The sequence below is a fragment of the Brevibacterium sp. genome (assembly GCF_031179145.1).
GTDB lineage: Bacteria > Actinomycetota > Actinomycetes > Actinomycetales > Brevibacteriaceae > Brevibacterium.
The window spans coordinates 44,500-67,607 of the sequence record NZ_JAPSIB010000005.1 but is presented as its reverse complement, the minus strand read 5'-3'; the positions used below and the strand labels follow the sequence as shown (position 1 = coordinate 67,607).

The following is a 23,108-nucleotide window of genomic DNA, read 5'->3' as shown; positions in this document are numbered from 1 at the left end:
GTCCTCCCCGATCTGTTGGAATGTCGCTCGTTCACCCTGTTTCGCACGCAGGCGACCGGGGTCGCGGTGCTGGTGTCAGGAGTTGAGTCGTCATCCTTCAGATGTGCCTGCATTCGGTGGTATTGGGCCTGAGAGTTTCCCGGGGAGGGAATTGCACCTACGGCGCTGCGCTGTGCGCAGCTCTCCCACCTCATGTCGTTGCGGCAGTTATGTACTTATGGGAACCATCCTAGTAGCTGTGTTCGGTGCGGACAACACGACTGGAGGCGGTTCTGTCCGCAGGGTCGGATGGTGCCTTGCCGGCGGAGTCGGACGGCTGCGTCGGCGGGGTCGAACGGCTGCCTCGGCGCGGCCGGACGTCACTCTATACTGGGCTGGTTCGGTGCGAGGGAGGATCGATATGAGACGTCCGAGAACTGCGTTCGCCTGCCTGGGCGCGGTGCTCGTCGCTTGTGGACTGTTCACAGGTTGCACGACCACGGTCGAACCCCTTCCACCCGTCGCCCGCGACGTCCCCTCCCCCGCCGCTGATCGCGACGCCGCCGAGGTGCGCTCCGCACTCGCTGCCCTCGACCCCTGCGCACTGCTCGATCCCGAGACCAGCGAAGACCTGGGGATCGAGGACAGCGACAAGCACCGCGAGCTGTTCAGCTGCGTCGTGCGCGACCACGTGCGCGTCGAGGTCTACGCCGAGCTCGGCCAGCACCAGCGCTTCTGGGAGGACGAGATCACCCTGGCGGGGATAAAGGCCTATCGCGACAGCGAGAAGACGGGCCAGTGTGGGATCTCGGTTCCGGTCGACCACGAGCATGCGATCGTCTTCTCCCAGGACACCGACCAAGGCTACGACTGCGCCGCTCCGGAAGCCTTCGCGACGCAGGCCTTCGAGACGATGAGCGCTGACCCTGCCGCTCTCGAGCGCGAGGACGACGACGGGATAGTCGCCTGCGACGTCTTCGCACCGCTCATCGGAACCCCGCCGAAGGACACCGTCATCGAAGCGCGGGAAGGGATCGGCGCGGCATTGCATCGGTGCGGCGTATGGAAGGAGAACAGCTCCGGGTTCGTCCCCGTCTACCCCGTGCAGGGCCTGGTCTTCCGCTATTCCCCTCCCCTGGAGACCCTGCGCGCCGACGGCCAATGGGACGACTACCCCCTGCTCACGATCGACGGCACCGAGGTCCTCCTCTTCAGCTCCGACCCCGACGACAAGAAGGACGACGACGGCCAGTGCCGGCTGCTCTGGGATGCGAAGACCGCCTCGGCGCTCTCCGATGGAGACGTGATCCGCGCCGAGGTGGAGGCTGCCACCTGCAAAGATGCGATCTCCCTCGCCGAGGAGGCGGTCCCGGCCGTGAAAGCGGCCAAGCCCGCCAAGACGTCGGGGCCGGTGTCCCTGTACACCGCCGCGGAGAACGATGGGCCGGCCGTGGGCGCCTGTGCCGATGTCCTCGCCCAGGCCGAGCGCCTGTGCGCGCCGGCCTCGGATTCCGTTGAGGTCCCGAACTCCCCCGCCGAGGTGGTGATGGAGTCCGAAGCCGACCCGAACGTCCTCTGCGCTGCCGCCCACGCGAGCGTGCAGGACATCTTTGCAACGAAACTGGCCGGAGTCACGGCCCTGCGGGAGCCCACAGCGCAGAAGGACGACGAGACGGTGTGCGAATTCGTCGAGCCACGGCATTCGCTCGTCGTCCGGCTGCAGGCATCCACCGACACTCTGGACTCGGTGGTGTCGGCATCGTCTGCGCAGGCCACCGAGATCAGCGGGCATGCGGCAATCATCGGCGAGGCCCGGACCGAGGGCTGGAACACCAGTCGGCGGGCTCAGATCGCGCTCGGCGAAGCGAGTGAGCCGGGGTACCTTGATATTGAGGTCTTCGCCCGGCCGGACCGGAAGCAGGGGATCTGGCAGGGCGTGAAGGTCGACGCCTCCGCGCTGGACAAGCTCGAGGAGTTGTCGGCGGCGCTGACGGACGAGCTGCTCGAGCGGTGAGGCGTCCCGGCTCGGACGCAGGCGGTTTCGCCTGCGGCGGAGACCGACTCAGGCAGACCCACCTGCGGCGATGAGTCCGCCATCGGCCGTGAGCACCTGGGCGGTGATCCACTCGGCGTCGCTCGAGGCCAGGTAGGCGACAGCGGCTCCGATGTCCTCCGGGGTGCCGAGGCGCTTGACCGGGTAGGCTTCGGCGACCTCGTCCTCCCGGCCCTCATAGAGAGCCGTGGCGAAGTTCGTCTTCACCACGGCGGGGGCGACGGCATTGACGCGGATATCGGGGCCGAGCTCCACGGCCAATGTCTTCGTCAGATGGGACACGGCCGCTTTCGAGATCCCATAGAGGCCTATGCCGGGGCTCGGAGTCCCGCCGGCGACCGAGGAGATGCTCACGATCCGACCTTTGTTCTCGCGGAAGCTCATCCCCTGATGGTGAACCGCGCCCTGGATCCAGGCGAGTGTGCCGAGGACGTTGACCTCGAGGATCTTGCGCGCCGCGTCGAGGTCGATGTCGATCGTCGGTCCGTAGACCGGGTTGATCCCGACGTTGGTGACGAGCACGTCGAGGCGGTCGAACCTCTCTGCGATCGTGTCGAACACCTCGGCGCGGTGGGCGGGGTCGTCGGACTTGCCGGGAATGCCAAGGGCGGTGCCGTCGGGGAATCGGGCCACCGCCTCGGCGAGGGCTTCAGGCTTGCGGGCGGTGAGGACCACCGTCGCCCCCTCGTCATTGAGGCGCTGCGCGACGCCGAGGCCGATGCCGCGGCTGGCGCCGGTGACAAGGGCGACCTGCCCTTCGAAGCGGCGTGCGCCCGCGCGGTTCGGGCCGGGTTCTGTCGCGGCATTCCGGCGGCGAGAGGGCCATTCCTGGACTCGGACGTTCTCAACTTCGTCGGCGGAGCGGTGTCCTGCGGTCATGGGTGCTCCTCAGTGGTCGCAGCGAGGGAGGTCTGGTTCCAGCACCGAGCGTTCGCTCGGTTTCCTGCTTGTATCCTAGGCATGGTGTGCCGACGACCACAAGGAGCAGCCATGGACGACTGGAGGGTGCCGGACCCGTCGTCGCTGCCGCCGATCCTCGAGGCCGCTCTGGAGTGCTTTGCGCGGGGCGGTTACCACGGAACGAGCACCCGAGAGTTGGCGGAGGCGGCGGGCCTGTCGGTGCCCGGGCTCTACCATCACTACCCGTCGAAGCAGGCGATCCTCGTCGACCTCGATCGCTTCGCCATGAATAGCCTGTGGTCGCGCAGCAATGCCGCGCTCGCCGATGGACCTCAGGATTCCCTGTCGCGCTTCGATCGCCTCATCGAGTGCCTGCTGCTTCTGCACGCGCAGTCCGCGACCTTGGCGTTCGTCGCATTCAGTGAGATCAGGAGCCTGGAGCCGGAGTTCCGGGCGGAGCACATCGCCTCCCGTGATCGTCAGCAGAGTCTCCTCGACGAGGTGGTCGCCGATGGTGTGCGCGACGGCTATTTTTCGACGCCGCATCCCCGAGACGCCGCGCGGGCGATCACGTCGATCTGCATGGGCGTCTCCCAGTGGTTCCGCCCCGATGGGGAGCTTGATCCGGCCGGGGTGGCTGAACGATACGGGGAGATCTGCCGGCAGGCCGCGGGGTACGTCGGAAGAGCCAGCTCGCGATGAACCGGATTGAGCACACCCTGGACCTGGGTGCTGCGGAACTCTTCCCGCTCGCCCGTGAGGCCATCCTCTCGTGGGAGCTCCACGAATCCGCAGGCGTCCTGGCCCGTCCGCTACGGCGCATTGAAGTGGGCCACCTCGTCGACCTGCGGCTCAATCCCATGTGGCCGCGTCCACCTCGGTGCCTGCGTGGGGAGGAACTGACGATCCCTGTCGGTGCCTGCCAGATCGCCGAGGTGGTCGACGACGAAGATCGCGCGGGCTTCACCTATCGCACGCAGCCCGGCCACCTCGTCAGCGGGGACGAGACGTTCCTCGTCTCGGTCGGAGCCGATGGTCGCCTCGGCGTCACGATCTCCTCGACGTCGATGCCTGGGCACCCGCTGCTCCGGGCCGTCGCACCGTTGTCAGTGGCAGGTCAGACGCTCATGGCTCGACGATATGCGCACGGGCTGCGGCAGGCGTTGAAGGGCGCTTCCGCAGGGTGAGGCAGGCGGCGGCAAGTGCATCCGGGTGTCGAACGGACTCTTGCTCCGAGATTGCCCCGAGCCGGTTCGTTTCGTCGGCCCAGCTTGCCGAGTTCTTCGTGCAGCGCGTAGGCTACTGGCTCGTAATCCGTCGTCGAGCCTCCCACGGTATTCGGGAGAAGGGATCGGTGGCCCTCGTGGCCAGCTTCTAGTCTGATGTCCCCTCACTCATTCGAGTCGAGCGCACCGTCGCAGTGACCTGCAGCGCGCACCGAATGAGCCGTGAGTCGTGTCCATTTGCGACTTGCTCCATCAGAATCCCATTGTTCCGACATTCCCACTGCTCCGACACAGTTCAACTTCAGGCACCTCAGTCCCGTTTGCCGCCGTCCGACCGAGCGAGGTCAGGCCACTCATTCCGACCCTTGACGGTCATTCGGCTCAGGGACCGCTGTCGACGCGTCGTGTCTGCGGACGGCGACCGTGCCGGGGCCCACCCAGAAAAGATGACAATGAAACAGCTCACCGAGAACCAGGTCAAGAAATCCTTCGTCAACGCCTCCCGCCGTGAGGTCGAGAAGATCCGCATCCCCGATCACCTCGCCGAGGCGGACTGGTCGAACCGCGAGTACATCGGCTGGACCGATCCGAAGATCCCACAGCGCGCCTACGTCATCGTCTCCATCGACGAAGTCCCGCACGGACTGGTGCTGCGGTCGACTCCATCGGCGAAGAGCCAGGCGATGTGCAACTGGTGCGAAGACATCCACGAGCTCGGCAACGTCAAGATGTTCGTGGCAAAGAAGGCCGGTTCGTCCGGTCGCAACGGAAACACGTTGGGCACCCTCATCCACGGAGACTTCAACTGCTCCGAACTGGTCCGGACACCTCCACGTGCCGTCGAAGGTCAGAACGACCCCGAGGCATTCATCGCGCGCCGCGTCGCGACCCTGAGCGAACACGCCGAGACCTTCGTCCGCCGCATCATCGGCTCCAAGTAGAGGACCCGGGTGGAGGGCTTCACTCAGACGGAGTGCTTCACCTCGCCGCCGACAACCGTCATCGCGACGCGAGTGTCCCGGATCGCCGAGGCGTGGGCGAAGAGAGCCTCCTCGCTCGAATAGCCGAGCAGACCATCTCGAGCTGCGGTCACCTCGGCGGAGGTTGTCGGTGCACGTTTCACCGTCCCTCCATCGCGGAGACCATCCGCGGTGCACGGGTCGGTGTCGACGATGATGAAGTCGGCGTCCATGCCCGGCGCGAGGTGGCCTCGCCGGTCCTCGAGGCCGGCGGTGTAGGCCGGTCCCTGTGTGTGCAGTCGGATCGCCTCGGCAGCGGAGAGCCGTCGCTGGGGCTGGAAACTCGTGCGCGGGTCTCCGCCGATGTTCGCCCTGGTCATCGCCGCATAGATCGCTGCGAACGGGTTCGCGGGCTCGACCGGTCCATCGGACCCGAATGCGACCTCGACTCCGGCGTCGATCAGGTCCGGCCAGGCGTACGCGGCGAGTTGCGCGGATTCGTCGATGAGGTGGAGCAGGTGCAGGTCGGAGATGCAGTGGCGCGGCTGCATCGAGGCGATGACGCCGAGCTCTCGGAAGCGGGCGACGTCGGCGGGCTGGATGAACTGAGCGTGCTCGACCCGGTGGCGCAGGGGTCGCCGGAACTTCTCCTCGACGGTCTTGGTGATGGGTCGAAGCCGCTCGAACACGTTGAGCACGTGATGATTGGCCTGGTCGCCGATCGCGTGGATCGCCACCGAGATTCCCGCCTCGGTGGCCATTCGCGCCTGCTCGAAGAGCTCGCCCTCAGTCATCTGCGCAATCCCGTAGTTGGCCTGAACCTCGCCCGCGTCGCCGGGAACGGCAGGAGTCGAACCACTCGCCGCAGCCGCCACACCTACTGCCGAACCGGCTGCTGCCGTGGCTCCTGCGGGAACCGGGTCCGGGAAGGGCACCGACATGTGACAGGAGTGTGAGCCGAGCGCGCCGTCGGAGAAGAGCTTGAGTCCACCTCGGCGCAGCCACGCGTCGCCGTCCCCGGTGCGCCAGCCGGTCTCGATCGCCCACGGCACCTCGACTCCGCGCAGGTACTTCATCACCCGCATGTGCTGGCGGTCCGCTTCGCGCAGGTCGTTCCATGCCAGCGTCGAGGCGATGCCGTCGAAATCGTGGAGCCCGGTCAGACCCTGGGACAGGAACAGCCTCTGAGTGGTCGCGAGCCTCTCGACCTGCTCGTCGCGAGTGGGTTCTGGCACGAACCGCGCCACCAACTCGGTCGCCTCCTCCCTGATGAGGCCGGTGAGACGGCCGTCGTGGTCGCGGACGAATTCTCCGCCCGACGGGTCCGGGGTGCGCGAATCGATGCCGGCGATCTCCAGTGCCCGGGCATTGACCCACAGCGTGTGGAGGTCGACCGACCACATGGCGACCGGGTGGTCGGGCACCGCGCGGTCGAGTAGCTCCCGATCGGGCGGCCTGGGATCCTCCCACTTGTTGAGGTCCCACGCCGAGCCGAGAACCCAGGACCCGACCGGCAGGGATTGTGCACGGTCACGGATGGCGGCGACCGCCTCGGCGAGGGAGCTCACCGACGAGAGGTCGAGGTTCGTCAGAGAGTCCGCGTAGGCGATCGAGTGCATGTGCGCGTCGACGAGTCCCGGCAGGATGACCTGCCCGCCGCAGTCGATCTCCTCGAGCCGTGCGCTCGGCGTCACAGCGGTGGCGCCGATCCCTCCCGCCGAGGCGAGCGCCGCCGAGGTCGCCGATGTGGACTCGGCGATGTCGAGCAGTTCCGACCGGGTTCCGACCGCGACGATCGTTCCCCCGTCGACGAGGATCGAATCGGGCGCGAGGCGGACTGCCGGGGAGTCGGACTCACTGGGGGCCGGGGGGTTGGCCCAGCTGGGGGCCGCAGTGGCGGGTTCGCCGGGGGCGAAAGTGCGCACGACGGCGTTGGAGAACAGACGCATGGGCACCAGTCTAGGGCCCGCCTCGGCGGCGGTTCGGTCGGCCCCACCCACCGTTTCTACGGGGAGTAGAATCCGAAGTATGGCTAAGGTTTTCAACACTCGGGACTCCCGGTTGGCGGCCGGATTCCGCCTCGCCCTGCCGGCGATCTGGCTCGGTCTCATCATCGGGATCTCCCTGATCGAAGCACCGTTGAAGTTCCAGGCACCGGGCATCACGATCCCGCTCGGGTTGGGCATCGGTCGCCTGGTCTTCACTGCGATGAACTGGGTCGAGATCGTCATTGCCGTGATCCTGCTGTGGGCGGTCCTCAAGGACTCGGTCGGCAGGATGTTCCGGGGACTGAGCTTCGGACTCATGGCGGTGCTGGCAATCAAAGTGACGTTCATTCGCCCGCTGCTCAACATGCGCACGGACGCCGTGCTCGCCGGAGTCGATGACGGCGGCTCGAGTTGGCACTACCTCTACATCGCCGCCGATGGCCTGCTCATCGTGGGCCTGGTAGCAGCCATCATCGTCGGTATGCGCCGATGGGTGGCCGTGCGGCCGGGGGTGTAGCGGAGCTGTTGCACCTGGCTCATCCTGCACCTGGCTCATCCTGCACCTGGCTCATCCTGCACCTGGCTCATCCTGCACCTGGCTCATCCTGCACCTGGCTCATCCTGCACCTGGCTCATCCTGCACCTGGCTCATCACTTTTGGAACTATGCATCTGTTCCGGAACAGATGCATAGTTCCAAAAGTGATGAAGCAATAGCTGCGGCCTGGTCGGAAACGCGAACTCACTCGTGCTCGGATTGCCTGTGGATGGTGAGGCTCTGTCCACAGGCCGAAAACTGCCCATTGACGAGTCAGCCCGCATCTTCAACTGTGGTCGTATGTACAATCTCTTCACCCGCCGAGATTTCGTCGCTGCAGGGCTATCGACCCGCACGATCAGGCAGGCGCTGAATTGCTGCGTCCTGAAGTTGAGCCCAGGAATATACTCGGTGATCTCGTCATGCCAACAGCAGCAACATCGACGACTCGCGGCGTTCGTCGACGATAAGGAATGGCTCGCGCTGCATGGCTCGAGAAATGCCGGCGATCTCCAATCAGACTACAAGTACCAGGACCTCCTCCATCGCCTGCGAATCAGCGCGTACCTCCACTACAGGGAGCACGACGTGCTCTGGGGCGTGTCAGCAGCAGTCCTCCACCACATTCCATTGTTCGGGGTCCCCAATGATCATCCGATCTCCGTCATCAACCCGACCAGCAACTCTCGCAGCCCGGAGATCACCCGAACCAAACGAGCGGTCGACGGCGTCGATACCTGCTGCCAGGGAGAATTGGCTTTGACCACCCCTGTCCGCACGTCTCTCGAACTGACTCGACAGCTGGGGCAGCAGGCGGGTTTCGCTGCCCAGGAGTGGGTGTTGCGACGATCTCTTCTGGGCCCGACTGATCCACCATGGCTGAAGCACGGTTACCCCGAGGTTTTCGTCGAGCAGAGCCGGAACCGTGTCGACAGCGAATTCCGCCCAGTGATTGAACGGCTAACAGTGGGTCGTGCGACGGCTCGCCGAATGGCAGACTGCATCGATGCTCGCTCGGAGAGCATCGCGGAAAGCTACTGCTCGTTCAATCTTCATGCGCTCGGCATCTCCGGCTTGGACCAACAGGTGAAGATCTACGACCATGCTGGCCTCATTGCACGCGTCGATTTCATCGATCACGTGACCAACACGATCATCGAGGTCGATGGGATTGAAAAGTACGTCAAGGTCGGTCGTGAGCAGATGAGCAAGCAGACCTATCAGCACAACCGGCTGCTGGCACTGGGATACACAGTGATCCGGTTCCGATTTTCGGAGTTGCTCCACCTGCACGCTTTCGCCACCAAGCTCTTCGCACAGGCACCTCAATTGAGGAGACGCTGGGAATCACCACGATGAAGTGGTCAGCTGCAGGTGAAGACGTTGCCAGGTCCATCAGTTCTGGAACCATACATCTGTTCCGGAACAGATGTATGGTTCCAGAACTGATGGAAAACCGCGCGAGCCCCAGCCGGCGCCGAAACTGCGCGAGCCCCGGCCGGCGCCGAAACCACGCGAGCCCCGGCCGGCGCCTAAACCGCGCGAGCCCCAGCCGGCGCCTAAACCGCGCGAGCCCCAGCCGGCGCCGAAACCACGCGAGCCCCGGCCGGCGCCGAAACCCCCTCAGTAATACACGGCCAATCGACCCCGGGGGCCGTCGATGACCTCGACAGGGGTGTCGAAGACGCGGGTGAGCACCTCGGCGTTCATGATCTCCTCGGGAGTGCCGAACTCGACGACCTTCCCCTGCTTCACGGCGCAGATGTGGTCCGAGTAGTGGCCGGCGAAGTTGATGTCGTGGAGGACGATGACGACGGTGCGGCCCATCTCGGCGGCGGCGCGGCGCAGGTGCTGCATCATCTGCACGGAGTGCTTCATGTCGAGGTTGTTCAGCGGTTCGTCGAGCAGCACATAGTCGGTGTCCTGCGCCAGCACCATCGCCACGTAGGCGCGCTGGCGCTGCCCACCGGAGAGCTCGTCGATGAAGCGGTTCTCCAGGTCACCAAGCTCGAGGAAGTCGATGGCCTGCGAAATGACCTCTTCGTCGACGGCGGTCAGACGCCCCTTCGAATAGGGGAAGCGGCCGAAGCCGACGAGCTGGCGGATCGTCAGCCGGGTGATGAAGTGGTTCTCCTGCCGCAGGATCGACACGATCTTCGCGAGGTCCTTCGACTTGGTCGAGGACACGTCGTAACCGGCGACCTCGATGGCGCCCTCGTCGATGCCGAGCAGCCTGCCGACCATCGTCAGCAGCGTCGACTTCCCTGCCCCGTTGGGCCCGACGAGGGCGGTCACTCCCCCGGCCGGGATCTGCAGGTCGACCGGACCGATGGCGACTTCGTCGCTGTAGCTCTTGCGGACTTCGCTCAGGGTGATCACAGGCGACCCTTTCTCAGAATGACGAAGAGGAATGCCCCGCCGCCGACGACTTCGATGATGATCGACACCACTCCTTCGGCGTAGAAGACGTTCTTCATGATGAAGTACGCCCCGCCGAGGACGACGAACGAGATGAGCCCGGTCATCGGCAGCACGTACTTGTGGTCGTAGGTGTCGGCGAACTGGTAGGAGAGCATCGCGACGAGGAAGCCGAGGAAGATCATCGGCCCGATCATCGACACGGACACGGCCATGAGGATCGAGACGAGGAACAGGATCTTCATCGTCTCGACCTTGTGGTTGAGACCCAGGTTGCCCGTCGCTGCCTTGCCCAGCGCGAGCACGTTGAGCCGCGAGGAACTGACGTAGAGCAGGGTGCAGGCGATGAGACAGAGTGGAATGGCGAGAGGCAGATACGCGGCGTCGGAGTTCGCGATCGAACCGAAGAGCCGGGCGGACAGCACGTCGAACTCGCTCGGCGTCAGGGTCCGTTGCATGAAGGTCGCCACCGCGCCGAGGCCGCCGCCGATGACCACTCCGATGAGCAGCATGATCTCGATGTTCGCGTACTTGCCCGACAGCAGCCAGCCGTAGAGCATGAGCGAGAGCCCCACCATGACCACCAGCTGGATGGCGAAGGGAGTCAGTCCCTTGAGGTCGGCGATCGCGGTGACGCCGAAGAAGTACATCGCCCCGGTCTGGATCGCGATGTAGAGGGATTCGAATCCCATGATCGAGGGCGTGATGATCCGATTGTTCGTCACCGTCTGGAACGAGACCGTGGCGAAGGCCTGGCAGAGGGCGACCATCGCGATGACGATGAGGTTCTGAGCCCGCAGCTCGGCGATGAGCCAGAATCCCTCGTCGGTGATCGGCAGCGGGTTGTCCCAGGCCAGGAGACCGAACGCGATCGCTACGGCCGCGATGCTCAGGCCGCTCATGATCGACCAGTACCGCCACTTGGCACGCGAGGTCGCCAGCGGGCCCGAATGCCGCCGAGGCGATGCTGCCCCCGGTGCGTCCGTCGAGGTGGTGTCGACCGCAGTCGTGCCCGGGGTCGAGGCGGCGCTGGACGCAGGTGCGCCAGGGTCAGTGCCGATAGGGCTCGCCGAGGTGGTCACGGTGTTCTCCTTCATCTCAACCCCTCCCCCGCTGCCGCAGCAGCAACAGGATGAACACCGCCGCGCCGACGACCCCGAGGATGAGGGACACCGGGACCTCGAACGGCATGATGATGATCCGACCGACGATGTCGCAGATGGTGACGATCGCGATGCCGAGCAGGCACACCCACGGCAGATTGCTGCGCAGATCGTCGCCGCGCAGCATCGAGACGATATTCGGGACGATGAGCCCGAGGAACGGCAGGTTGCCGACGACCACGGTCACCACACCGGTCGCGACGGCCACGAGGATGGTCCCGATGAGGATGACCTGGTTGTAGTTGAGGCCGATATTGGTGGCGATCTCCTTGCCCAGCCCCGCCACGGTGAACCTGTCGGCGACGATGAACACCACGATGACGACGAGGCCGACGATCCAGAGGATTTCGTACTGGCCGCGCAGGATCGAGGTGAAGCTGCCCGCGAACCAGATCCCCAGGCTCTGCAGCATGTCCGTCTGCACGGCGATGAACGTCGAGATCGCTCCGACGACGGCGCCGAGCATGATGCCGACGATGGGCACGATCAGCGAGGACTTGAGCGAGACCCGCCGCAGGAACAGGAAGAAGATGAGCGTGCCGATGAAGGCGGCGATGATGGCGCCGACCATGCGGGCCAGGATCGAGGCATCGGGGTAGAGGATGACGGTGAGCATGAGACCCAGGCCCGCCCATTCCGTGGTTCCCGTCGTCGTCGGCTCGACGAATCGGTTCTGCGTGAGCAGCTGCATGACCAGTCCGCACATCGCCATCGCCGCACCCGCGAGCACCAGCGCAATCGTGCGGGGCACGCGCGTGATCTGGAACATCTCCGCGCCGTCATCCGCGCCGAAGATGTCATAGACCCCGGTGAAGAGGGAGAGAACGAGGAGCGCGAGAACACCGGCGGCGGCCAGCACGAGCTTCCAGCTGAACAGCGCGCTCTTCTCGGCGGATGAACTGCCCGAGGAACGCGCCGCACCGCGGCTCGATCCGGTTGCATCGCTGTTCGGTCCGGTCACCTCGGCAAGGCCGGCACCGGAACGTCCGGTCACCTCGGCAAGGTCGGGGCCCGGCGTCCGGCCGGAGTTCTCTGATCTGGTCATGCGGGGATCTCAATCGTGACAAGGCGGTGGATGAGCCGTGAGCAGCATCCACCGCCGTGAAGGTGAAGCCCCTCAGCCGAGGAGCATGCCCACCTGGCGAACTACTTCTGGGCTTCGAGCTTGTCGGCGAAGTCGTTGAAGAATTCGGTGTAGGTCTGGATGCCTTCATTGAGGTAGGTGTCTTCGGGGAAGTAGACGATCTTGTCGTCCTTGACCGCGGGGACGTCCTTGAGCGCTTCGGACTTCTCGATGACCTCTGCGGCGGGAGCCGAGCCCTTCTCGCGCTCTTCGGGAGCGAAGGACGCATCGCGGTCCATCACGACCATGAGATCGGGCTTGGACTTGGCGATGGCCTCGACGGAGATGTCGTCGCCGGCCTCATCGTCGCTGCCCTCGGGAACCTCGAGAGCGGGCTTGAGATCGAGGATGTCGAACACCGGTCCGATGGTGCGTCCCTTGACGGGAGCGACGTAGCCGATGTCGCCCGCCGAGGTGATGAGACCCATGGTCTTGTCACTGCCGTCGTACGCGGACTTGGCCCGCGCGACGGAGGCGTCGAAGTCATCGACGAGCTTCTTCGCCTCATCCTGCTTGCCGAACACCTCACCGAGGACGGTGGTCTGGCGCTTGAGCTCCTCGTCGAAGGGCTTGTCGTCGCGAGGGTCGAGTTCGAGCACTGTGGCCTCGGGGGCGAGCTTCGCCAGCTGATCGTGGAACTGAGCGAAGCGCTGACCATTGACGATCACGTCCGGCTTTGCGGCGACGACCTGCTCCAGGTCCGGCTCGCGGTGCGAACCGAGGTCCTTGATCGACTTGTCCTTCGTGTAGGAGAGGTCCTGCGGCATCAGACCGACAGCGGCGGCGCTGAGGTTGATGCCCCAGGAGTCCAAGGTCTCGAAGGTGCGATTGTCGGTGGCGACCACGGACTTCGGCGGACTGGGGATCGTGTGCTCACCGTTGTTGTCAGTGACAGTGACGGTGCTTCCCGCACTGTCCGCTGCAGCCTTGTCCTCGTCACCGGCAGAGCCGCAGCCGGCCAAGGTCAGCGCCAGAACGCCGAAAACAGCACCGAGGCGGAGACGTGTCGAAACCATGTTGTTCTACTTCCTTCAGCAAAAGATTGGGGCCAGATGTGTGCCATCTGGAGATTAGCTTAGCCTAAGCTTTCAGAAATACGGTACACGAACGTTTCGTTATGAGGATTACGCGCTCGGCAGGTTGCGGCAGGGTAGGGCAGGGCATGACAAGCGGGGTCGACCACGTTGCAGGCCTGGTGGGACCGCCTACTGCAGGGCCTGGAGGGATGGGCTGGAGTGCCTGGTTCGATGAACCGGCGGATACGCCTGGTGACCCGGATACGGTCTGCCCACAGTTGGTGACGACGAATGTGAGCCGAAATCGAGCGGCCCCCGCATTACCGGCGTCGTCGAAAGAGGGGGAGCGCCGAGACGCGAGGGACCGGCGACGCTGCGCGGGACCTCGAGTCCTCAGCGGTCGGAGAAGACTCCACGGGTCAGGGGATCGGACGGCGGGAACTCGAGCCCTCAACGGGGCGGAGAAACTCTGAGTCTCAGATCGTGGCGATGAGGCGGTCCAACTCCTGCGCGGAGTCCGCGGCTGCGGTAGGACCGCCGGTTCCGCCTCGGCGCACATGGGAGCCGGCCTCTTCGGCGATGAGGGCACCCGCGGCGTAGTCATAGATGCCCAGTCCACGCTCGGCATAGCAGTTGATCTTGCCTTCGGCGACCATGCAGAGATCGATCGCGGCAGATCCGCAGCGGCGGATGTCGTCGTAGTCGGTCATCAGGTCATAGAGCTTCGCGAGCTGGGGCGCGCGCGTATCACCCTTATACGCGAAGCCCGTGGCGAGGATCCGTCCCGAGAGGCCGTCCGGTGATCCGTGCAGGCGCCTGGCCGCAACCGGTCCACCGCTCGGGTGATCGGTCAGCAGTCCCTCGGATTTGTACGCGCCGGCGCCCGCGACTGCCAGCCAGGTCGCGTTCAGCCCCGGCGAGGCAACGAGACCGAACAGCCACTCCCCGCTTCCGAGGTCACCGTCGGAGCTCGCCCCAGAGCCTGCCACCTCGGCAAGTTCCGGACGGCAGACGCCCACGGAGAAGCAGTAGAACTCAATCCCCCGCACATAGTTGACGGTTCCGTCGATCGGATCGACATGCCACTCCAGCCCCACCTCGGGCACCCTGTCTTCGACGGGCACAGGCACCAGTGCCCCGGTGCCGGAGTCGTAGCAGTTGAGGGAGCGCAGAAACTCTTCGTCGAAGAACTCGACCGGATCGAGCTCCTCGGCGCCCTCTTCTCCGACGATGACGTCGTCGGGGCGCACATGGGCCAGGTAACCGCGGACGAGGGATTCGATCTGAGCATCCGCCTGAGTCACCAGGTCGTTCGCTGACGTCTTGGTGTCGACCACAGCGACGTCGAACCGGAAGCCCAGCGATCTGCCCCATTCCTCCATCTGCTTCCAGGCGATGGCGGACATATCGGCAGCGATGCGGAGCAACGGGTGTGCGAGCACAGCGGACGGGAGGACTTGAGAACTCATGGTTCAACTCTAGAGGGGACGCCCCTCCCACGTCGCCCCGAGCGCAGAATCCGGGACGGCTGCCCCGCCTCGCAGCTTTCGCCCACCACGCCCCCGGCCGCCTGCCTGGCACCCCCGGCCGCTAGCCCACCGCAATTGAAGCGGGGCCACCCATGGCTCCAGTCCCAGGACGAGAATATTGCGATTCTGCAATACCGGTGGAGAACGTGGAGCTCTCGTCTGCAATAGCCGCTGATATATCGAGAGCCGATCTGCTCAACGCGGCGACCGTCCGGATAATCGTTATCCATTCGCGCTCGGAATTACATAAAGGAGACTTGCCATTAATCTTGTCGGATTACCGAGGATATTCGCCCGGCCGGAGCAAAACCTCGCGAGAGCGCCTGAGGGAGGCGTTTCCGACACCCTGGCTCCGGCGACTGAAACCGGCGTGGAGTTCGCTATTCGGCGGCGGGCGCGACCGATGCTTTGGTCAGCACAGGCTCTGACGAGGCGCCGGACGACTCGCTCTGTCGCTTGAGCTGTCCGTGGCGGCGAACGATCTCCTGCACTGCCTGCGAGGATGTGCCTGCGGCAGCAGCGATGGCACCGAAGGTCGCGCCCTCTTCGCGGGCGCGCAGGATCGCCATCACGTAATTGGTATTGATTCTGTTCCTCTGACGCGCAATTTTGCGAACAGCGCCCACCAGAGCCGTTTGATCTGCAGTTAATTCTCGAGCGCGACGCGACATCATTACTTCCCTTGCCTGTTGCTGTGGCCGGCCGCCACAACAAACTGTGTAGGAACTGGATACCACATATATTAAAGTGAAACAATATTTTCCCGTATTTCAGAAATTCGTTGACCATTCATCAGCCTGCCAGTCACAGCTCGATTACAGAGCCCTGACGGGCAGGCTGAAGTACCGTGGCGCACGGATCGAGGCCTCACGCGAGCAGGTGGCAGAATGCGTCCCATGGAGTCCTTCGCTGATACGCCCACTTCGCCCAGGGCACAGGAACCCGCGCCCCTCGCACAGGCTCCCGAATCCCGGGAACAGGAATCCGAGCCCCGGGCGCAGGAACTCGAGTCCCTGCGCCGGGAGCTCGAAGCAGCCGGAGTCCGCCACTTCAGCCTTGCCGGCGTCGACCGGGCAGCGTATTCCTCGGACGCCTCTCTGTTTCGACTGGTCCCTGCGGCCATCGTCTTCCCCTCTGACGAAGAGGATGTCGCTCGCACGCTGAGAGTCGCACGCCGGCTGCAGATCCCGATCACCAGTCGCGGCGCCGGCACGTCGATCGCGGGCAATGCGATCGGCACGGGAATCGTCCTCGACTTCTCCCGCCATATGAACAAGGTCCTCGCCCTCGACCCGGACACGCGCTCGGTCTGGGTCGAGGCAGGCTGCATCCACGCGCAGCTGCAAGCACAGGCAAAGAAACATGGGCTCCGCTTCGGCCCCGACCCCTCCACCCACTCCCGCTGCACGATCGGCGGGATGATCGGCAACAACGCCTGTGGCCCGCGCGCTATGGGCTATGGCCGCACCGGCGACAACATTCTCGGCCTGCGGGTGATGCTCGTCGACGGCACGATCGTCGACATCGACGAGGACAACGCCGCCGAGCACTTCCCTCGCCTCCACCACCTGATCTCCGAGAACCTCGGCCTCATCCGCACCCATCTCGGCACCTTCTCCCGCCAGGTCTCGGGGTACGGCCTCGAGTCCCTGCTGCCCGAGCACGGTTTCGATCTCCGCCGCGCCTTCGCCGGCTCGGAGGGCACCTGGGGAATCATCCTCGCAGCGAAGATGCGACTGGTGCGCGACCCCGCGTTCACCTCGGCGGTGGTGCTCGGATACGAGGACATGGTGGCCGCGGCCCGCGACGCCCCGCTCCTGCAGGGCTACCCGGTCGCCGCCTGCGAGGGCCTGGATTCGAGGATGCTCGCTCGGGTGATCGAGACCAAGGGCGCCGAGGCGGTCCCCGCTCTGCCCGCCGGCGCCGGCTGGCTCGTCGTCGAGCTCACCGGCGATGACGCCGAGGAGCTGCAGGCGCAGACCGTGCGGCTGATCGAGCAGTCCCGGGCCCTCGACGCGGCGGTTCTCGACACGCGGACGACCGCCGAGGTGTGGGCGATCCGCGCGGATGGAGCCGGCCTCGTCTCGCGCACCCCCGACGGTCGCGACGCCCACGCCGGGTGGGAGGATTCGGCGGTTCCGGTCGAGCACCTCGGCGACTACCTGCACGATCTCATGGCCCTGCTCACCGAGCACGAGCTGTGGGGGATCCCCTATGGCCACTTCGGGGACGGGTGTCTGCACATGCGCGTCGACTTCCCGCTCGAGGCTCCGAACGGGCGTGAGGTTCTGCGGAGCTTCATGGTCGCGGCGACGAAGCTCGTCGCCCGCTACGGCGGTTCGGTCTCGGGTGAGCACGGCGACGGGCGAGCGCGGTCAGAGCTGCTCCGGCTCGTCTACCCTCCCGCCGTCCTCGAGCTGTTCACGCAGGTCAAGGAGCTCTTCGACCCGCAGCATCTGCTCAATCCCGGCGTCATCGTCGACCCGGATGCTCTCGACGAGTCCCTCCGGCTCACTTCCCTGCCGCTGCGCGAGGAACTCACCGGGAACCTCGGGATGCGCTTCGACGGAGAGGCGGCAGGGTTCGCCTCGGCGGTGCACCGGTGCACCGGGGTGGGCAAGTGCCGCGCGGACTCCGCGGTCGGCGGCGGTGTCATGTGCCCGTCCTACCAGGCCACTCGCGATGAGAAGCACTCCACCCGGGGACGCGCGCGGGTGCTGCAGGAGATGGTGTCAGGGGATCTCGTCGAGACCCGGTGGGACTCGCCCGAGGTCGCCGAGGCTCTCGACCTGTGCCTGTCGTGCAAGGCGTGCGGAACGGAGTGCCCGACGGGAACCGACATGGCCACCTATAAGGCAGAGGTCCTCTACCAGTCCTACCGCGGCCGTCTGCGCCCGATGAAGCACTATGCGCTCGGCTTCCTCCCCCAGCTGGCGCGGGCGGCGACACCGATCGCCCCGGTCCTCAATCGCGTGGCCGGGCTGCCGGGGATCTCGACGCTCGCGAAGCGGATGGCAGGCATCGACGTCCGCCGCACCATTCCCGTCTTCGCCTCGACGACGTTCCGGAAGTGGTGGACGACCGCCGCCGAGGCGGGAGCCCGGTCCCCTGGTGCCGGAGCTTCCGCTGCGGGCGGTCGCCGCAACTCCGCCGAGGTGGGAGTCGCATCCGCTGGTGCCGGGCCTTCCGCTGTCGGCACTCGCCGCGACGTCACCGAGGTGGTGCTGTTCGCCGACTCCTGGTCGAATCACTTCGCTCCGCGGATCCTCGCCGCGGCAGTCGCTGTGCTCGAGCATGCGGGGGTGACGGTGCGCGTCGTCGAGCAGACCGTCTGCTGCGGTCTGCCGCTCATCTCGACCGGACAGCTCGATGCGGCCAGGACGAGTCTCTCCGCGACGATCCGCGCTCTGGACTCGACCGGGGACGTGCCGATTATCGGGGTCGAACCCTCCTGCCTGGCAACTCTCAAGGACGACTCGCTCAAGCTCCTCGGCGACGAGGCGTCTGCGCGCGTGGCGACGAGGGTGCAGACCCTCGCGCAGTTCCTGCTCGGCATCGGCGCCGAGCTGCCGAGTCTGGAGGGAGTCGAAGCGCTCGTCCAGCCTCATTGCCACCAGTCGGCAGTGCTGGGACTCGCCGCCGACAAGGAACTGCTGGCCAGGGCCGGTGCGCAGACGCTGTTCCTCGGAGGCTGCTGCGGGCTGGCCGGGAACTTCGGCGTCGAGGAGGGACACTACGAGACCTCGGTCGCCGTGGCCGAGGTGGCGCTGCTGCCGGCTCTGCGAGAACTGGAGGAGCAGAGCGACACTGTGCAGAACGATATTGCGCAGAACTCCGCAGCGCACTCGGAGCCGCATTCCCGAAGCGCGTCCGAGCCGGTGCGGGTCGTTCTCGCCGACGGCTACTCCTGCCGGACCCAGATCACCGATCTCAGTGACTGGCAGGCAGTGTCCCTGGCCGAGCTCCTCGCTTGGGGGTGGGGGCTCAGGCCTTCGCGGTGAGGACCGGAACCTCGGCTTCGAGGAGAATCCGCTGCGCCTGTGATCCGAGGATGAATTTGCCGATCGCAGACCGTTTCCGCAGCCCGATGACGATGAGCTCGGCTGCGCATTCCGTTGCCAATTCGTTCAGGGCGCCGGGCAAGTCGTCTTCATGATCGGGTTGTCGCACCTCGACCTCGACTCCGGAGTCCCGCCCGAGGCTGACGATGCGGTCGATCTCGTCCTGACCGATCTCCGTGGGGGTTCCACTGGCCCCGCGACGTTGAGCGTTGACCACAACGGCCTGAGTCGATCGGAGTTCGGCCTCAGCGAATCCTGCACGCAACGCTGCCTCACCTTCGGGGGCTGGAAGGTAGCCAATGAGAATCGTCATGCCCACATTGTATTGCTCACAGTGGATTCCGTTGACCGATTCCGTCGTCACTTCCCCTCGGCCTACGCCACGCGGTCGCACAGCCTTCTCGTCACCCGCCGACAACCCGCGTCACACGGTCACGCAGCCGGGTCAGAGCCGCCACCATCGCCGGAGGCTCGACCACCCGGAAGTCGACGGGGATGTGCGCTGCGACCGCCGCCGCCCAGTCGAGATCCGCAACGCCGAACTCGATCCGGCACCCCTCTTCTGCGGCAGTGACCGTCACGGCTCGGGACGGAAACCACGCCTGCGCCTCGGCGACAGTGGCGTCGGCCAGCAGCACGACCTTGTGTTCATACGCCGCCGAGGTGACAGCGGCGCGGACAGCCGCCTCGGCGTCGGGATGGTCCCGGTGAGGAAAACCGAACGTCGTCGCGTGGACGGCGCTCATCCGATCGAGCCGGAACACCCGCCAGTCCGCCCGCCCGAGGTCCCAGGCGTAGAGGTACCAGTGCGCGCCGAGGACGACCAGCTGCACCGGCTCCACCCGTCGTTCGCTCGCCCCACCCGCACCGTCTCGTTCGCCTTCACGCGCCTGATCGGTCTGCGCGGGGGCACGCGATTTCGTGTACGTGAAAGTCAGCACGACCCGGGAGGCGATCGCCGAGGCGGCAGTGACGACCGCAGCGTGATCGACTTCGGGCTCGTGCCCGGGCAGAACGGAGACGGCGGTGCCGATCGCACCCACGGTCTCGCGCATGGCCGGTGGCAGCATTCCTTGGATCTTCGCCGAGGCTGAGGCCGCATTCGAACTGCTCAGCCCGGTCCCGCGCAGGAGCGCGAGCCCGATCGCGGTCGACAGGGCTTCGCCGGCCCCGAACTGCAGGGGCGGCAGCAGGGTGCGTGATTCGGCGCGGTAGCCTCCGGCAGCTCCGGGGACGGACGCAATGGTGTAGCCGAGGTCCCGCAGATCGGCGATGTCACGGCGGATGGTGCGGGCGGTGACGGCGAACTGTTCGGCCAACTCGGCGGCGGTGAATGTCCGTCCCGAGGCGAACACACCGAGCAGGGACAGGAGCCTGGAATCCGCCGTCATCAGTGGCCTCCTCTGGCGCTGGTCGGGAGTATCTCATTTCGCCGACAATTGAGGACAGTATATGTCCGCGACGCCGCTGAGAATGGAGTCAGCTCCTCCCCCGGAGCTGCCAGTCAAAGCCCTATCCCCCAACACAGGAGTGACGATGTCGTTCTTCGCACCGAGCGTGACCACCGAGTCCGATGCCCTCTTCAGCTTCATCGAGCAGCAGGCCATCCAGCTGCGGCTCACCGCCTTCGACCTCACGGACGAGCAAGCACGCACAACCCCAACGACCAGCGCGCTGAGCATCTCCGGCCTCATCGCCCACAGCGCCCAGGTCATCTACGGGTGGATGCAGCAGGTCAAGGACCCCAGCCGGGTCTTCACCCTCGACGACTACATGTCGTTCGGACGCGCGATCGGCATCGAGGAGATGTGCGACGGCTCGGTCGTCCCCGATCTCACCCTGGCCGAACTGCTCGCCGCATTCGACACAGCGACGGCGGAGATCGCGGCTGCTCGCGGGCTCGTCGACAACGGTCAGGTCGACCTCGACAGCACAGTCCCTGTGCCGGACATGCCGTGGTACCCCAAAGACTTCGTCATGAACGTGCGCTGGATCCTCAACCACATCAGCACCGAGCTCGCCCGCCACGCCGGGCATGCCGACATCATCCGCGAGAGCATCGATGGGGCGATCGCCTACGAACTCAACGCTCGCGCGGACGGTGAACCATGGCCGCCTGAGTACCTCACGGACGATGCCGAACCCTCTCTGCCCGAGCACTGAACCACTGCAGAGCGAATGCACTGGTGACGACGGCGTTCTCGATCATGTGTGCTCCTGGTCGAGAACACCGTTGCGAAATTTCGATCATAATCACGGCCCACGAATGAGTCATGATTCAGGCACCTGTGTTGAGAATAGCGAACGACCTCGAGTTCCAAAGCGGCAGGTAGAGTCCGGCGCTGTTTCCAGCGAACTGATACCAAATTCTGACGGCGACGTCGGATCTGTGAGCTCACAGTGTTATCCGAACAAAACTGCTGTCTGATGGTCGCACGGCACACATTGAACGACGACGTGCAATTGTCGTGGCATCGGTGGTGATGATCAGCATTTGGTCCGCGAAACCATGCCTGCAGCGATCGGGTGCCTCGAATTCACAGCACGAGGGCCTCCTTGAATTTCTGTGATTGCTCTGCACCTCTAGGGCTTCCGTGCCGAAACGGAGCCCTTGAGCGGCGCGGGTGAGCGTCCCGTTCGCAATGGCGGAATCATCCCAGGTGAGCCCCCGAGTTCGCCGGTGAATTTCTCAGCCGAATGGGGATTTCCTTCTTCCAATTCTCCTTCCCTTCTTCCGATCTCATACCTCTGTCATCTCCAGAATGCCTCAGCGCGATTCATCGAAACAGCGAATATTGTCGCACTAACTGTCGGTGACATATATGCTGGGAAAGGCTCACGTTCACTCTTGTGCGCCGCCCCTAAACGAAAAGAAGGTGAGCAGTGGCAGAGTTCAGACGAATACAAGGTGCATTGGTTCTCAGTGACAATTGGAAAGAGCCCGGAGTCAGGGCGCGGCCGCGTGGATTCCGTGCGTTGGCTGCTGCAGTTGGGGTCATCAGTCTCGTGCTGGCAAGCATCAACGCGTGGGCGCCGAGCGCAGAAGCAGCTACCGCAGTCAACCTCGGCACAGCGGAGTCCTTTACGGTTCTGGGCGGATCGACTGTTACGAACACCGGACCGACGATTCTCAACGGCGACCTCGGCGTCGCCCCTGGCACGGAAATTACAGGATTCCCTCCCGGGATCGTGCAGGGAGGGGCGATCCACGCGAACGACGCAGTGGCTCAGCAGGCCCAGACCGACCTCACCACGGCCTACGATACTGCGGCAGGACAGCCCAGTGACTTCGACATCACCGCAGACCTCGGCGGGCAAACACTCGTTCCGGGTGTCTACACGGCCGAAACTGCCGCGGAGCTGACGGGAGAACTTACCCTCGACGCCCAGAACGATCCGTCTGCCGTCTGGATCTTCCAGATCGGATCCACTCTGACCACAGCGAGCGCCAGCTCGGTGTCGCTCATCGGCGGCGCGCAGAGGTGCAATGTGTTCTGGCAGGTGGGAAGCTCGGCGACGCTCGGCACTGATACCTCATTCGTCGGCACGATCATGGCGTTGACTTCCGTGTCGCTCGTGACAGGAACCACCGTCGATGGTCGAGCGCTCGCTCGCAATGGAGCCGTGACTCTCGACAGCAATGTCATCACTGATCCGCGATGCGATGACGACGGTGACGATGTCGACTCTGATGCCAATGCGACTGCCGAGGCCGACCCGACTGCCGATGTCGACGCCACCCCCGATGCCGGTACGACTGCCGACACTGAAGTGACAGCTGACACCACTGCCGAGGCCGACACCACCGCCGACGCCACCGAGGCCGACCCGACCGCCGACGTCGACGCCACCCCCGATGCCGGTACGACTGCCGACACTGAAGTGACAGCTGACACCACCGCCGACGCCGACGCCACCCCCGACGCCGAAACCACCGCCGAGGCCGAAGCCACAGCCGAAGCCACCGACGACGTCAACACCACGGCCAACGTCGACACCACCGCCGACGCCAGCGCAACCGCCGGAGCGGAAGCCACAGCCGAAGCCACCGACGACGTCAACACCACGGCCAACGTCGACACCACCGCCGACGCCAGCGCAACCGCCGGAGCGGAAGCCACAGCCGAAGCCACCGACGACGTCAACACCACGGCCA

19 protein-coding genes and 1 riboswitch are annotated in these 23,108 nt (G+C 65.2%); of the genes, 9 read left to right on the top strand and 10 right to left on the bottom strand.

The window, feature by feature from the left end:
* Positions 1 to 107: 107 nt before the first annotated feature.
* A riboswitch (glycine riboswitch) is annotated at positions 108 to 198 on the bottom strand.
* Positions 199 to 400: 202 nt separating this feature from the next.
* Positions 401 to 1,993, top strand: coding sequence for a hypothetical protein (locus RIT73_RS05695; RefSeq protein ID WP_309131094.1), 1,593 nt, complete (start codon positions 401 to 403; stop codon positions 1,991 to 1,993).
* A 48-nt stretch (positions 1,994 to 2,041) separates the two neighbouring features.
* Here RIT73_RS05695 and RIT73_RS05690 read toward each other — a convergent pair whose 3' ends face one another.
* Positions 2,042 to 2,911, bottom strand: a complete 870-nt coding sequence (locus RIT73_RS05690) for an SDR family oxidoreductase (protein WP_309131093.1) — start codon at positions 2,909 to 2,911, stop codon at positions 2,042 to 2,044.
* A gap of 111 nt (positions 2,912 to 3,022) precedes the next feature.
* Between RIT73_RS05690 and RIT73_RS05685 the strand changes: the two genes are divergently transcribed.
* The 3 genes from RIT73_RS05685 (at position 3,023) to RIT73_RS05675 (ending at position 5,099) form a co-directional block, all read left to right on the top strand.
* Entirely contained in the window at positions 3,023 to 3,634 is a 612-nt protein-coding gene (locus tag RIT73_RS05685) for a TetR/AcrR family transcriptional regulator (RefSeq protein ID WP_309131092.1), read from the top strand.
* Positions 3,631 to 4,119: a DUF1990 family protein gene (locus tag RIT73_RS05680; protein WP_309131091.1), complete on the top strand. Its 489-nt coding sequence runs from the start codon at positions 3,631 to 3,633 to the stop codon at positions 4,117 to 4,119. Before RIT73_RS05685 ends, RIT73_RS05680 begins: the two co-directional genes overlap by 4 nt.
* A gap of 491 nt (positions 4,120 to 4,610) precedes the next feature.
* Complete coding sequence (locus tag RIT73_RS05675; RefSeq protein WP_309131090.1) at positions 4,611 to 5,099, top strand: FBP domain-containing protein; 489 nt, start codon at positions 4,611 to 4,613, stop codon at positions 5,097 to 5,099.
* Positions 5,100 to 5,122: 23 nt separating this feature from the next.
* Here the strand turns inward: RIT73_RS05675 and RIT73_RS05670 are convergent, their stop codons facing one another.
* Positions 5,123 to 7,066 (bottom strand): amidohydrolase family protein, encoded by a 1,944-nt coding sequence (locus RIT73_RS05670; RefSeq protein WP_309131089.1) that lies wholly within the window; start codon positions 7,064 to 7,066, stop codon positions 5,123 to 5,125.
* Between the two features lie 79 nt (positions 7,067 to 7,145).
* On the opposite strand from RIT73_RS05670, the gene RIT73_RS05665 reads away from it, so the two are divergent.
* Together RIT73_RS05665 and RIT73_RS05660 are read left to right on the top strand one after the other, a co-directional pair.
* Positions 7,146 to 7,622 (top strand): hypothetical protein, encoded by a 477-nt coding sequence (locus RIT73_RS05665; RefSeq protein WP_309131088.1) that lies wholly within the window; start codon positions 7,146 to 7,148, stop codon positions 7,620 to 7,622.
* Between the two features lie 320 nt (positions 7,623 to 7,942).
* Complete coding sequence (locus RIT73_RS05660; RefSeq protein ID WP_309131087.1) at positions 7,943 to 9,001, top strand: hypothetical protein; 1,059 nt, start codon at positions 7,943 to 7,945, stop codon at positions 8,999 to 9,001.
* A gap of 264 nt (positions 9,002 to 9,265) precedes the next feature.
* On the opposite strand, the gene RIT73_RS05655 is transcribed toward RIT73_RS05660, so the two are convergent.
* The 6 genes from RIT73_RS05655 to RIT73_RS05630 all read right to left on the bottom strand — a co-directional run bounded on the left by RIT73_RS05655 (position 9,266) and on the right by RIT73_RS05630 (position 15,460).
* The gene (locus RIT73_RS05655) at positions 9,266 to 10,021 is read right to left on the bottom strand and encodes an ABC transporter ATP-binding protein (protein WP_309131086.1); all 756 of its coding nucleotides are present in this window, start codon (positions 10,019 to 10,021) and stop codon (positions 9,266 to 9,268) included.
* Positions 10,018 to 11,157: an iron chelate uptake ABC transporter family permease subunit gene (locus RIT73_RS05650; protein WP_309131085.1), complete on the bottom strand. Its 1,140-nt coding sequence runs from the start codon at positions 11,155 to 11,157 to the stop codon at positions 10,018 to 10,020. Before RIT73_RS05650 ends, RIT73_RS05655 begins: the two co-directional genes overlap by 4 nt.
* A 1-nt stretch (position 11,158) precedes the next feature.
* Complete coding sequence (locus RIT73_RS05645) at positions 11,159 to 12,268, bottom strand: iron chelate uptake ABC transporter family permease subunit (protein WP_309131084.1); 1,110 nt, start codon at positions 12,266 to 12,268, stop codon at positions 11,159 to 11,161.
* A 101-nt stretch (positions 12,269 to 12,369) separates the two neighbouring features.
* Positions 12,370 to 13,362 carry an ABC transporter substrate-binding protein gene (locus RIT73_RS05640; protein WP_309131083.1) on the bottom strand — a complete coding sequence of 331 codons (993 nt, stop codon included), beginning with the start codon at positions 13,360 to 13,362 and terminating at the stop codon, positions 12,370 to 12,372.
* 476 nt (positions 13,363 to 13,838) lie between these two features.
* On the bottom strand, positions 13,839 to 14,831 hold the full coding sequence (locus RIT73_RS05635; RefSeq protein WP_309131082.1) for an inositol monophosphatase family protein: 993 nt from the start codon (positions 14,829 to 14,831) through the stop codon (positions 13,839 to 13,841).
* A 440-nt stretch (positions 14,832 to 15,271) separates the two neighbouring features.
* A complete protein-coding gene (locus RIT73_RS05630; protein WP_309131081.1) occupies positions 15,272 to 15,460 on the bottom strand; it encodes a hypothetical protein in 189 nt (62 codons plus the stop codon).
* Between the two features lie 327 nt (positions 15,461 to 15,787).
* On the opposite strand from RIT73_RS05630, the gene RIT73_RS05625 reads away from it, so the two are divergent.
* On the top strand, positions 15,788 to 18,892 hold the full coding sequence (locus RIT73_RS05625; protein WP_309131080.1) for an FAD-binding and (Fe-S)-binding domain-containing protein: 3,105 nt from the start codon (positions 15,788 to 15,790) through the stop codon (positions 18,890 to 18,892).
* On the opposite strand, the gene RIT73_RS05620 is transcribed toward RIT73_RS05625, so the two are convergent.
* Positions 18,876 to 19,265: a universal stress protein gene (locus tag RIT73_RS05620; protein WP_309131079.1), complete on the bottom strand. Its 390-nt coding sequence runs from the start codon at positions 19,263 to 19,265 to the stop codon at positions 18,876 to 18,878. The two genes, RIT73_RS05625 and RIT73_RS05620, sit on opposite strands and share 17 nt — an antisense overlap.
* Before the next feature lie 91 nt (positions 19,266 to 19,356).
* Entirely contained in the window at positions 19,357 to 20,343 is a 987-nt protein-coding gene (locus tag RIT73_RS05615; protein ID WP_309131078.1) for a YafY family protein, read from the bottom strand.
* Positions 20,344 to 20,488: 145 nt separating this feature from the next.
* On the opposite strand from RIT73_RS05615, the gene RIT73_RS05610 reads away from it, so the two are divergent.
* A complete protein-coding gene (locus RIT73_RS05610; protein WP_309131077.1) occupies positions 20,489 to 21,115 on the top strand; it encodes a DinB family protein in 627 nt (208 codons plus the stop codon).
* Between the two features lie 813 nt (positions 21,116 to 21,928).
* The coding region (locus RIT73_RS05605; protein ID WP_309131076.1) for an ice-binding family protein at positions 21,929 to 23,108 on the top strand (1,180 nt) is incomplete at its 3' end.

Excerpts from the sequence above, each read along its gene's own strand:
- RIT73_RS05680 (WP_309131091.1), top strand. The coding sequence starts at position 3,631 with ATGAACCGGATTGAGCACACCCTGGACCTGGGTGCTGCGGAACTCTTC.
- RIT73_RS05685 (WP_309131092.1), top strand. The coding sequence starts at position 3,023 with ATGGACGACTGGAGGGTGCCGGACCCGTCGTCGCTGCCGCCGATCCTC.
- RIT73_RS05690 (WP_309131093.1), bottom strand. The coding sequence starts at position 2,911 with ATGACCGCAGGACACCGCTCCGCCGACGAAGTTGAGAACGTCCGAGTC.
- RIT73_RS05620 (WP_309131079.1), bottom strand. The coding sequence starts at position 19,265 with ATGACGATTCTCATTGGCTACCTTCCAGCCCCCGAAGGTGAGGCAGCG.
- RIT73_RS05665 (WP_309131088.1), top strand. The coding sequence starts at position 7,146 with ATGGCTAAGGTTTTCAACACTCGGGACTCCCGGTTGGCGGCCGGATTC.
- RIT73_RS05630 (WP_309131081.1), bottom strand. The coding sequence starts at position 15,460 with ATGGCGATCCTGCGCGCCCGCGAAGAGGGCGCGACCTTCGGTGCCATC.
- RIT73_RS05645 (WP_309131084.1), bottom strand. The coding sequence starts at position 12,268 with ATGACCAGATCAGAGAACTCCGGCCGGACGCCGGGCCCCGACCTTGCC.
- RIT73_RS05670 (WP_309131089.1), bottom strand. The coding sequence starts at position 7,066 with ATGCGTCTGTTCTCCAACGCCGTCGTGCGCACTTTCGCCCCCGGCGAA.
- RIT73_RS05640 (WP_309131083.1), bottom strand. The coding sequence starts at position 13,362 with ATGGTTTCGACACGTCTCCGCCTCGGTGCTGTTTTCGGCGTTCTGGCG.
- RIT73_RS05695 (WP_309131094.1), top strand. The coding sequence starts at position 401 with ATGAGACGTCCGAGAACTGCGTTCGCCTGCCTGGGCGCGGTGCTCGTC.
- RIT73_RS05660 (WP_309131087.1), top strand. The coding sequence starts at position 7,943 with ATGTACAATCTCTTCACCCGCCGAGATTTCGTCGCTGCAGGGCTATCG.
- RIT73_RS05615 (WP_309131078.1), bottom strand. The coding sequence starts at position 20,343 with ATGACGGCGGATTCCAGGCTCCTGTCCCTGCTCGGTGTGTTCGCCTCG.
- RIT73_RS05610 (WP_309131077.1), top strand. The coding sequence starts at position 20,489 with ATGTCGTTCTTCGCACCGAGCGTGACCACCGAGTCCGATGCCCTCTTC.
- RIT73_RS05650 (WP_309131085.1), bottom strand. The coding sequence starts at position 11,157 with ATGAAGGAGAACACCGTGACCACCTCGGCGAGCCCTATCGGCACTGAC.
- RIT73_RS05675 (WP_309131090.1), top strand. The coding sequence starts at position 4,611 with ATGAAACAGCTCACCGAGAACCAGGTCAAGAAATCCTTCGTCAACGCC.
- RIT73_RS05625 (WP_309131080.1), top strand. The coding sequence starts at position 15,788 with ATGGAGTCCTTCGCTGATACGCCCACTTCGCCCAGGGCACAGGAACCC.
- RIT73_RS05635 (WP_309131082.1), bottom strand. The coding sequence starts at position 14,831 with ATGAGTTCTCAAGTCCTCCCGTCCGCTGTGCTCGCACACCCGTTGCTC.